Origin of the sequence: Catenovulum sediminis, assembly GCF_007289895.1 — a bacterium.
Lineage (GTDB): Bacteria > Pseudomonadota > Gammaproteobacteria > Enterobacterales > Alteromonadaceae > Catenovulum > Catenovulum sediminis.
Genome location: NZ_CP041661.1, coordinates 483,391 through 495,740 on the forward strand (window position 1 = coordinate 483,391; position 12,350 = coordinate 495,740).

The window sequence follows — 12,350 nt, forward strand, 5'->3', positions numbered from 1 at the left end:
TTAAGGTGCAGCCGCAGGTAATTCAGTTACCCGACATGCTGGGTTCAACGCCTGTAAAGCAGTGATTAGTTCCACTGATTCATCCGAAACTATTAGGTGGCTACCATTGCTACAGGATACTGAGTTTTTAACCTCTACTATGTTTTCACCAAAGTGAACAAAGCCAGCAGCCCGAATAACTAAATCATCTAATTCAACATAACCTTGTAAAGTTTTACCCTGATATATAGATAAATCTTGGTTAGTTTCAATTAGAATAGAATCTTGCCTGTTTGAATGAATTTGATAGACACTGTTATCTACATCAGTATTATCCAAAGCCACAAATCGACCTGATAAATCACGATTTGGGTCTTGATCGCTAGCATACCATAGAACTTGCGTATTGAAACCACAGTCATTTATACCTAACGACCATAAATTAGTAGATAATTGTTCTATGCATTTTATTTGGTGCTTTCCTGGGCTTCTTATATACGTTATTGACGGAGTATCACCATCCTCGCCTTCAACAATTAGCGATTGATTACCACTAATTGGATTATAAGCTAGAATGGTGCCATATGTGGCGAAAAGTGAACCGTTGCTTAATATTATCGGATCAAAATTAGCGTTAATTTTTATGCGGCCACTAGAATACAAACCTAAATCAGCTTCACCGGAATCAACTTCATCGAATTCAACTTCACCGAATTCAACTTCACCGAATTCGCTAGACCCATCGACATCAATCCAAGCAGATCCGCCCATACTCAAATCGTTAGCACTTATATTTATTGACCCTCCTGTACCAGGGCCATAATAACCCTCCCAATCTGAGCCCGCATAAATATCACCCTGCAACGAAACAACTCCAGCAGAAATATTTACCACACCGCCTCCGCTCCATCCTTCGCCCATAGTATTAGGGTTTAAATAGCTTCCATATGTACACTCATTGATTTGTGCTTCAGAGCTACCATAAGGTGCGGAAGCGTGACATATGTTATGGGGCTGGTCAGTTCTCGTACTAACGACCAAAGAGGCGCCCTGAGTGATTGTGAACGCACCTACAACATTGACATCTAACTCGTTAACAGCATAAACCTCACCATTAATAGTTAAATTATTAGCTACATTTAATGAATCAGATAAAGATAGTTCCGAATCATCTCTAAGTACAACATCTGTCGCAACATGAATGGAGCTTGCCGTTAATGTGCTGTTACCTGTGTCAAGTAAACCTGTGTTTACAACATTGTCGCCAAAGTCAACATTAGCACTTTTTAGAATTAGGCTATCATATGATAGTACACCCACCATACTGTTCCCTTCGTATTGGAGAATATCATCTGTTGTTTCAATGACCAGACTATTCGCATCGTTGTCCAAAATTTCGTAGCTCGATTGCATATTATCAATTTTAATTGAGTAACCTCTTAAATCTTTATAGCCATTGCCGAAATCAGAATTAGATAGCCAAGGCTGGTTACCATAGCTTCCACAATCGTTAACACTCAAACGCCATTTATTGAGTTCTAAAGATGTAACACACTTGATTGGATGTTTACCTGGCTCAACTAAAGCCACATGTCCGTGTGAAACATAGAGTTGACCATTCAACTTGGATGGTTCCTCAATATATACGGTAACGGCGCTATTTATGTGATCAGAATTTAGCCCATCAACCTCACCTAGTAGCGCAAGCCTTCCTCCACGACTCCAGCTACCGATAACGAAATCACTATTTTCTCCCAAGGTTATTGAAGGCGAGTTTATATTGATAGACCCGCTTGAAACATCGTTACTATCGCCTTCACCTTCTGTTCGCATTACCCCATTATGCGTAACTGTATTGGCATTAATGCTTATAACACCACCACCATAATAATCTGTTCTATTGGTAGTTACATCGATAGAACCCGGTGTATTTGCTAGTCGATAATCACCATATGTACAACTTGGCTCACCGCCATCATCATAACTTGCATGACAAGCATCGATTCTTCTGTACGTCGAAACACCGCTCATATCAATTGTCGAGTCTTCACTAATGAAAACATCGCCGTTAACATTCAGATTAAGATAGGGGCTTTGTGGTATAACTTCGATAAGTTGGTTCTGGGTTTCATCGAAATAGCGAGCTGGTTTAATACCAGTAATTTTACCACCATTGACTAACTGAAGATCACCTGAAACTGAAATTGAACCTAGAATGTCCAACCTAAGCGTCGAATTATTTTCCACCGCCAAGTTACCTGTTACCTCTAATGATTCAGCTTTCAACGTTACATTAGAAGAACCGTCTAGCGTCAAGCTGCCGTTAATCACGATGCTTTTTGCATTAATGGTTCGCCAATCTTCCATAAAGCTTTGATCGCTAAGAATAAGTGGCCCAGTAATCTCAAAATCTATTTGAGCATCGTTGAGCTTATCAAACAATGTTTGACCACTTAAGGCAGCCCTTATGGCTGACCTACCGTCGTAATATGAACCAAAATCTGAAGCGCTAACATCTTCAACTATCAGTTTATCTGTACCAAAATCGACAGCAGCACCGCCAACCACTGACAAGGCTCTCAGTGGGATCACACCTTGGTACTGCCCAGAAATAGCCGTTAAATCTTCACTGCTGGCAACGGTAAAGCTAAAGTTATCATTAGCAACAATTTCTAACTCAGCTTGATTATCTTCAGCTATATCAACAAAACGCCCAAGCAAACTTTGCATAGGGTTTAACTCTGAGTCATGCCAAAGCGTATTTGGTTGGTTAAAAGCAATGTGATAGTCGACTTGTGGCAAAGCACAGTCGTCAATATCCGACACAACCACAGTATACTGACCCGCTGGTAGGTAAACTTCAGAAAAATTTTCCGTCGTATCATGTCCACAATGCCTATGAGTCATGGTGGTATTTTCATATTCAGGAGTTAAGCCAGTGATATCTGTGATCACACCTGAATAAATCGCAACCTTAGGTGTTGCTCCTCCCAGCGGTACAGAATTGATACTAATATTAGTCGCGTCATTAGCCAACTCTATGGTTTGATAATGCAACTGCCCAGCAATTGAACTACCTGTCACTGTAGGCCAACTCTCGGCACAATAGCCTTCAGGAGTGATTTGATACAGACCTTGACCTAACGCCCTAACACAGCCAATTTGCCCATCACCAACATTGCGTATAGAGGTTGAGTACCGCTTGGCTGAGCCAATATAACTCACCTCAGTAACACCGCCATTTATAATTAAATGACCTTTGTCCTCTTCCGATGTTTGTAAGAACAATGTGCCGACACCAGCGCCATTCCAATTACCATTACGATAAGTTTGATATTCCCCGAGGAAAGTATTGATGGAAGCTTGAATTGCAATTCGTCCCGCACCAACACCATCTGAGCCTGAAACATTAATAATACCTTGGTAGCTGCCTGCAAAACTGTCAGCTTCAATAACAACACTGCCGCCAACGTAACTCGCATCGCCTTGATTAGCGGCATTGATAACACCGTTCAATATAACTTGATTAGCGATTAGTTTCAGGTAACCGCCATCGCCATGCCCTTGCGCTGGATAAGCTGGTTTACGGAAATAACCGAATTGGCAATCAATGTTTGCGTCCTCATTTTGGTTATTAGCATCAGTTATTTCACTTGCTTGACCTGCGTGACAGTTCTCACCCGGTGAAAAATCAAACTGATGACTAATGGCTTTTATCTCACCATCAATAACAACATTACCAGCAACATTTAATACCAAACCCGGTACACCACCAGCTAGGCTTAACTTGGCTTCGGAAGCGATGTTGATATCACCGAGAACTTGAATTCCGCCATGAGATTCAATTCGAAGAAATGAACCGCTATCAAGCGTTAAATCGCCTTGAATAACCAATGGCTGTTCTGAATATAGATAAGTCCAAGAACCCGACCCTAGTGTTAAATCACCAGAGAAACTGACTTTATTTTGCGCGATTAAATTAACATTGGCATTGTTTTGTACACTTAAGTCGGCCAAATCAATATTGTTGCTCGCATTAAACTGATAACCTTTATTTTCTGCGGCTAAGCTGCCTACCGATAAAGTTATATCTTCAGCACTAAAGCGATAACTGTCTTCACCCGCTATGTCAGGTAAACTGTCTAAATTAATTTGTGGTTGATATATACCAGCATCGCTCGCTGCTAATTTCTCAATTGCGTCAACAGAGGTTTCTTTCACTTTTACTAGGCTGTTGTTAGCCAGATTCAATGTACTGTTTTCAGTCAATAATAGGTAGTCATCACCAAAATCCAATTCAACATTTGCCGCCAAATTAAGGCTACTAAATTGATAAACACCAATAACAGGTTGTTGATCAATAGCAGTTAAATCAATTTCGGTGTCTAACGTAACTCTATATTGGTTATTGCCTAACGCCTCTACCTCTGATATACGCGCAAGGCTATTGGCAACATTGTTTAAATCAAAAGCAATTTGGTGTTGAGCAAACACACTAGGTGAAACCGACCAATCTGCATTAACCTCTATTTGCCATCGTTGACCACCTAGATACACTACGTTGTTAGCGACAAGCTGACCAAAGCTTGGTAGCTTAATAGTATTCACCTGACAACCTTGAGATTGGCTACAGCTCATGGCTGTCTGTGGATTACCAAAATAAGCTTCTATTCCTGATTCTGAATTGCTATTAAGCTTAATTAAGCTTGATACAGCAGCACTGTCATTGATGGCTTGGTTAAGTTGGTAGCCAGTAATGTTCGTGTTTGCGGAATTGATAATCACCTTGCCAGGTAAACCTACTTTTGCGTTCGTTTTATTGGCTGTACCGGCACGAGCATCAATTAAGGCAAAAATGTCAACTTGCTGAAGGTTTAAGACCAAACTACCGGCACTTGGTGATTGTTTCACTGCGTAATCGTGAGACTGGCCGCTTAAATTAATATCTTGATTAACTAACGCTCGGTTAGCCGTGATGGTTGCTTGACCAGCACCAAGCATATTGTCAGGCGCAACTATAGGCAACAAGCCTTGAACTAAATTGCCGTAACCAGAATTCAAATCAGAACCAAAATCCGAGCCAATAATAGCACCTGCGCCAGCCTCATTAGCTTGCGTTAAGCCAAACACCGACTGAGTAAACTCATCTGCTTGCGGTAAGTAACCACGCGCAACCAAGCTCAAATGACCATCCGCTAATTCAGGACCGGCGATAGTAATATCACCTGTTACGTTAAGGTTCAAAGCATACGGGACGTTGCCCTGAACCTCAGTTCTGGGCAAGGTGAAAGTAGCTTGGTTTTGTAAAGCTAAATTACCATTAACGTTAATCCTATTTGCCGCTAAGCCCCAAGATAAAATATCATTGAGTAACAAGTCACCATCAAAATTAATCTGACTTGCAACGATTTCAACAGGCGGAATGTCGATCACTCTGACTTCATCTGTTTCGCTGTCAACTTCTTTAGGACGAAGGTATTCACGCCCGATAAAGTTAAGTTCCTGCTCCACTTTAATTCGGCCACCATGGGTCAAGACGCGTAAAGCCAGTGCTTCAGAAACATTAGCGACTTGAATTCTAGACTTATAATCTAAACTACCATTTTGTGAGCTATGTAGTTGACTACCAACAACATCTAACACTTGCAGTTTGTCTTGACCGAAATGCCAATAACTATGGCCAAGCTCGATTTGAGTAAAGCGATGAATACCACGAATACTGACGATGTCTGTGATATTGATAGAAGCAGGGATATTAGTTATCAGCTGCGACTCAGTATTGTGTTGGACGGCGACTACCTCTGTACTAGTACCAGTATTTAACTCTACTTCTACTCCCGTTAGAGATAACACGTCACCTAAGCTGTTTAACCAAGGTGTTCCACTTACGTCAATAACTAAGCTGCTTTCATCTACTGTTGTATCATCAACCAAATGATAACCGACTGTCTGCATTTGAGTTGGCAATACTGTGTGATTAGCTAAACTTAAACCTTGTGCTACAAAGCTTTCATTGCCTCGTGCAATCAGAGAGGAATCATTATTTATCGTCAACGCTAACGTTCCACTAGCCGCTGGACTAAGCTCTACGAATCCTTGTGTTTGATAGCAATCTTGATCTTCACAATCGGCGAATAATGAGAGCAATTGCGCTGGAATGGTCAACGACCCAGCCTGGGTATTAATCTGGTGTGTCCAATCAATATCACCAATTACACTGCCAGTATTTATGACAACTCGACCACCTGAATTAGCATAAGCCAGCTCGCTCGCTTGAATAATATGACGCTCAGCGCCACTAGCATTAACCAGAACACCACTAAAGCCAGATACATCTATAGACTGGGTATTTAAACCAAATGCTCCAGCTGCACCGCCAACTGGCGAAACATCTATAAACGTCTGCGTACCTGAAACTTGAACATTGGCAGCTTCAATTTGAATAGCACCACCGGTTACTACGGTATTGCCATTGCGTGACGCACCTAAACCTAAACTCTGCGTATCTAAATAATGGCTGATTACACACTTATCTTCACCTAGTGAGCCCAAGCCTGCGCTAGCGCCAAAGCAATTTGCCATTGCGGCAATATCTATCTCAGCATCATGCTTGGCAGAAATGGAACTATCCGTAGCAATTAAATCGCCAGCTATTCGCCACTGTGTTGCATATGGCTTAACATCACTATCGTTATGGTGCGTGATGGTACTGGTGGATAACGACAAGTTGTTGGTAATGGAAATTTCATCTCTTACCTTAACAGCCAGAGAGGCATTGTTAAGTGCCATTGCGTTGGCGACAATGCTGTAAGCTTCCAATGCTCCTTCGCCAGTTACATCAATATCGCCAATTACATTTAATGCAGCAGCACGGATTGAACCCGCTAATTGCAGCGAGCCTGTCACTTCAATATCTGTTCCACTGTATACCAAGTCAAACGGTAACTTCGTTTCACTTGCTGAGTTTTGCGGTAACGCACTAGATAAGAATTGAACCGAGCTGGCATTAGCTAGGCTCACATCACCTTGCACTGTTACATCGTCAACGATAAGCGCGAGGCTAGCGCCTTCTTCAACAATTAGATCACCTTCGACCAACAAGTTACCAGTTATTGATACTTGGTTTGTGCCACGAACCGTTAAGTTGCCAACGCGAACTTTACGCAAGTAATCTTGTTGTAAGTTTTCCCATACTGCGTTTTCACCCAGATAAACCGCATCCAATACATTTAAAGATGCGTTTGCCTGATGCTCACCCAACGACACTGTTAAAGTGGTACTACCTTCACCAACAGGATTAAAACCACCAATCACTGGCTCTGCTACGGTGTGGTCTGCACTGTTGAAAGCTAATGGATAAAAACCAACATCGCTAACATCAATGATGAATTCCTGACCATTAATGCTAATAGTGGCATGTACTGTTAAGACAATATTGCCGGTGTCCGCGCTCTTATCATAATCAAACTGAGTTTGAGCTAAGCTGATTTCCGTGATGGCGCTGATATCTAATGCTCGGCTGTTTTCATCTAACGGATTTGAGCCAAATTCAATCTCCGCCAAATCGGACAGGCCGTCATTGTCAGTATCTTGGCTTAGTGGATCTGTGCCATCTCGATTAACTTCGTCACCATCACTGATTCCATCACCATCGGTGTCGGCAACATTTAGCTGAGTGCCATAGTTAACTTCGTCAATATTTGATAAACCATCGTTATCACTATCTTGTTGGCCATCAGTAATGTCGTTGCCATCACTATCACCAGAGTAAGGTTGTAAACCTAAAGTAAGTTCTAACGCATTGTTTAGACCGTCGTTATCATAGTCACCCGTTGCCGTTAAGATTTGATAACTTAAACGATTTGCAACACTGACACTTTGCTCAAAACGATTAGCGCTAATACTGATTTCGATCGTTTGGCCATCTTGCCAACCCAAGCTGGTTGCATCTGGAACTGTAAATTGCGGCGTTTCAAAATACAACGGCTGAATGTCAGAGTTAATTGATATTTGACCGTTCACTAGCTCTGATGCCTGAATACCAGTGCCGTAAACGACTGGCAAGCTAACTTGGTTGTTCTCCAACACATAACGAGTTTGTGGTGTTGATAACCCGATTTGCGGTGTACAGGCACTAAATACTTGCGGTAAAACTGGATCTCGCTCAGCAACACCGATAAGCACACTTGATTGCGTATCAACCGTGAAACACTGATTAAGCTGCAAGTCTTGCTCTGGAATAAATCTTAATACGGTATCAGAAACTTGCTCTATACTGCCAGAAACTAGCTGTGAGGCTTCATCCAACACCATTAAGTATTCGTCACCAAAAGCTAGCTCAATAGCTTCGTTAAACTCAATGTCTAATGGCAACGCCAAACTATCAAGCTGTTCCACAAAACTTGCTGTATAAATCGCTGGCAGAGTTTTCGAGAAAGCTAAAACTTGCGTCGCATTTAAATCAAGAGTTAAATCACTATCCTGACTATTTATACCAATCTCTATCTCGGCCGGCTGCTGCGCTTCAATATTGACTAATGCTTGGCCGGATTGCAGCGATATCGATGCACTGTCGGCAGAGCCATCAATTAGACCAAACTCACTGGCTGCAATCTCAAGATTAAAGTTTGCATCTTGCCACGTATCACCTTGCAAACTGTCATCTCTGATTTTTGAAACAGCGTTGCCAAATTCATCAACTAGTTGAATTTCAACTTGAGCACTTTCACCTACTTCTAACACGTTTTCTCGACCTTGTGCTGAGTTGGTTTGGGCTATTTGCTTTATAGTAAAGCCATTGGCCGACGAAGCTTGAACATTAATAGGCAGGTATGACACGTCTGTCGCTTGAGTATCTTGAGATCCAATAAAATACTCAACCGGGAAGAGTTGTCCCTGCTGGTCAACAACCGTTAATTGGTAATTACCCGCCAACGTCGTTGCTTGCACTTGTAACTCACCTAAACCTGCGGTAAATGCCAAGTCTGCTGCTGGATAATCACCAATCATGACAAAGTTAACGTGCTCAGCAAACGGAATAACAAAATCACCGTGATTGGTAGCAAACGTCAATCTCAAATCATTCTCGGTGTAGACCAAGTTGTTCGCAGCATCTAATAAGCTAGCTCTAATAGAGAAAGATTCTCCTGCTACAGTATCAGCAATGTGCTCTATTCTGACTTTTTGTGGCGCGCCCGGTAACACATCGATACTAAATAATGTGGTTGGGATTGCAGGCCAATCTTGCAAAGATGCTTCAATTTGATATGTGCCCGCGCTTAAACCATTGGCATCCCAATGCAATGAGGCAATACCAGTCCCGTCAGTTGTCGAGGAGCCTAAATTCAACTCATCTTGTCCGCCTATTAATTTCCATTCGATATTTTGAAGTGGTATCGCAGAAGAAGCTGAGTCTAATACTTCAACTTGGAATGCCCCACCAATACCAGCTAAAAGCGCCGATAAATTAACGCCTGGTTGTTCAGTGCTCACAAAGCGCAATAGGTTTGGTCTATGGGTAAAATTAACGATCTGCTCTGAGGTCCTATCTGATTGTTGCAAACCATCGGTTAGTTCAAACTGATAGCGATGACTATTGTGAGCAACTGGTTTATCAGGAGATGAAATAGCCCCTTTATGATATTTAATTTGCTGACAGTTTTGCAGCACACTATTAGTACAGACAGACAATCGTTGCTCAGTATCTAGATTAACTAAATCAACCCTTAATTGCTCTAAACCACCGTCATCAGCCGATTCAAGGCCAATAAGTTGATAGCTAATATTACTTTTGTATACGGCATAAGGTTCCATAATTACGGTGACTAAAGAAGCGTCAGGCGCCAAATCAGGTTTAACAGTAACAACGTGTTCACTGCGAGTAACCTGACCAAAGCTGTCAGTAACTTCAATTACCGCGGTACGAGGCATAGCAATTTTTAGTCGCTGCTGCGGACCACGAATATCAGCCAAAGCTATACTAACGCTTTGCTGTTGAGCTCCTTGAATGTCTCGAACAACTTCGTAATTTGGCCAACTAACTTTAACTTGTTTCAGTGCAACATCATCGGTTGCATTAAACTCTAAGTTAAAGCCCGAGCTTTCCAAAATTTCACTTGGTATTTGCACATCACTAATTGTCGGTGCTTTGTCTTCCACAACTCTTACTGTGTGGCTAAGTGCTTGTTTCTGAGTGGCATTATCCACGGCAGTTAGCTCATACAAATAGTCTTGGCCTGCAACGAGATCTGTATCTGAATATTGATAAACCCCAGAAGTAAACCCTGCCCATACCAATACACCATCGCGTTTTAATAAGGCGAGTTCGATATCACTGCGGTCGTCTTGCACACTGAATTGCAAACTCAACTCACCACTCTCTGGCAAGACAGACATTGTCGCAGTGGAGCCCAACAGCACTTGATTTTGTGGCTGTATAGACAATTGCGGCGGGAATAAGTCATTAACGCGGGTAAATTTCTGCGGTGATGATTCAGCATAATTACCATAAATATCAACAGCTCGCACTTTAACCCAAGTATTAGGATCATTCGGTTCAACTGCTTTAGTCACTATATATTCAGGGCCATAGTGCTTGCGCATCAGTTCATAAGGGCCATTAGCATCGCTGGCAATATAGAACTCGACTTGTTTAATCGCTTCTGCGCTGTTGTAAACAAACGCCTGCATATGATGCGGCTTTGGCATGTAACTTAGTGCTGCCATTTGTAAGTCAACGCTAAAGTCGTTGGCTGGCAATGCATCACCTCGTAGATAGCCTCGCACAACAGACGTTTGATTGGCTTCGCCATGTAAATTGCTAAACTGCGCTTTAATGTCAAACCATCTACCATTCTTTAACTCGGCAGGCAGTTGCACATTCACTGTAAACGGATAGCTATTTGATCTCGCCACCAGCTGTTCGTTAATAAAATAACTAACCGATTGAATATTTTCTGGTGATGCCACACCCAGTTTAATCCATTCACCCGGTTGTAAATTTTGCACATCAACTGGCACAGCTAGTGCGGAACTTGCGCTTAAGCTAGCGTGTGGAATAGAGACCATTTCAGTACCTTGCAAACCAAGGGCTAAAGCAACATGACTATTATCAACCGACAAACCTTTGATCGGAGCGGTTGCAGTGTATAGCTTTTCTGAAACCGCCCAGCTGTCTAACTCTACCCGGTTAAGGTCATTAAGTGTGCTAAACCAAATACTGCCCTGAGCGTACTGAAGATCAATTAGCTGATCTGTGTAAGCTATTGATGAGCTGGTATTTTGATTTAAGTCGTAGCGAATTAAATTGTTGGCAACAGCCATCACTAAATAATCATTGGCTAGGGTTAATTGCTCTATTGGTTCATCAGATGCAAACAGCAAATTAATCTGTAAATTGAACTCATCTATCGGCAATTCACCCGTTGAGATCAGATAAACCTTGTGGCGACTAACTGCTACATATTTGTCACGCCATTGATAAACTTGCGCCAGTTGTTCACCTGCGTCTAGTTCAATTTCACTTTGGACACTAGCTTGCTTAAACTTGATCTTGTTATCCAACCAATAAAGATCGATATCGTTATAAAACCTTGCTTGATAATGGTTTAGCACTTGCTTATCTAGCGACTGATTTTCAGCAAGTAAGGTTAACGTATCATTTGCTTGATTGTAGTAAGACAAGTATTGTGTTGGCTGCACCGAGGTTTTACTCACTATGCCAGCATATTCACCCGGTAATACAGTTTGACTACTGCTAAATGGCAACTCAGTTTGCAATACCGCGCCATAAGCTTCAAACGCGGTTAGCACGCGGCCTTGATGCATGGCGACATCCACCGCATTGCCTTTAACTTGAGCTGTACGATACAGACTATTTGGTAAGCGAGCAGATATATCTAAATCCAGATCTGTTGCTGTAGGCAAGTACAAGCGACCAGCGATAATTTTTCCTTGAGTTAACCGGTCACCTAGTACCGCTTCATTCACAGATACCACGCGTGGGTTACGCGGATTATCAATATCAATAACGGTTAATTGGTTATTAATTTTATCTAATGCAATTAAGTAATGGCTGTAACTTAACAAGCCATGTGCATTAACATTGAGATCGTGTGAGCTCAGACGGCCATTGTTTAAATTGAGCAAATGACCACGTTTGTCTATTAACCATAAACCAGTATCAAGCTCTATGCTAGCTGCTAAATTATTGAGATTGTGTGAAGAAACTCTTTGGCCTTGGCTATTCAATTTGACAACTTGATTTTGTAATACCAAGTTAAAGCCATCTTCAATAGCGCTTAAAGCAATCAAAGCGCTGTATGCTTTAACACTATCAAACACCAAAGCATTACCCGAAACTTTGTAATTCA

1 protein-coding gene (running past one end of the window) is annotated in these 12,350 nt (G+C 41.9%); it reads right to left on the reverse strand.

From position 1 onward, the window contains the following. Positions 1-12,350, reverse strand: partial view of an Ig-like domain-containing protein gene (locus tag FNT16_RS19355; protein WP_342779179.1) — the end only. Its footprint extends 24,814 nt past the window's final position; only the last 12,350 of its 37,164 coding nucleotides appear in the window; its start codon lies beyond the right edge, outside the window; the stop codon is at positions 1-3.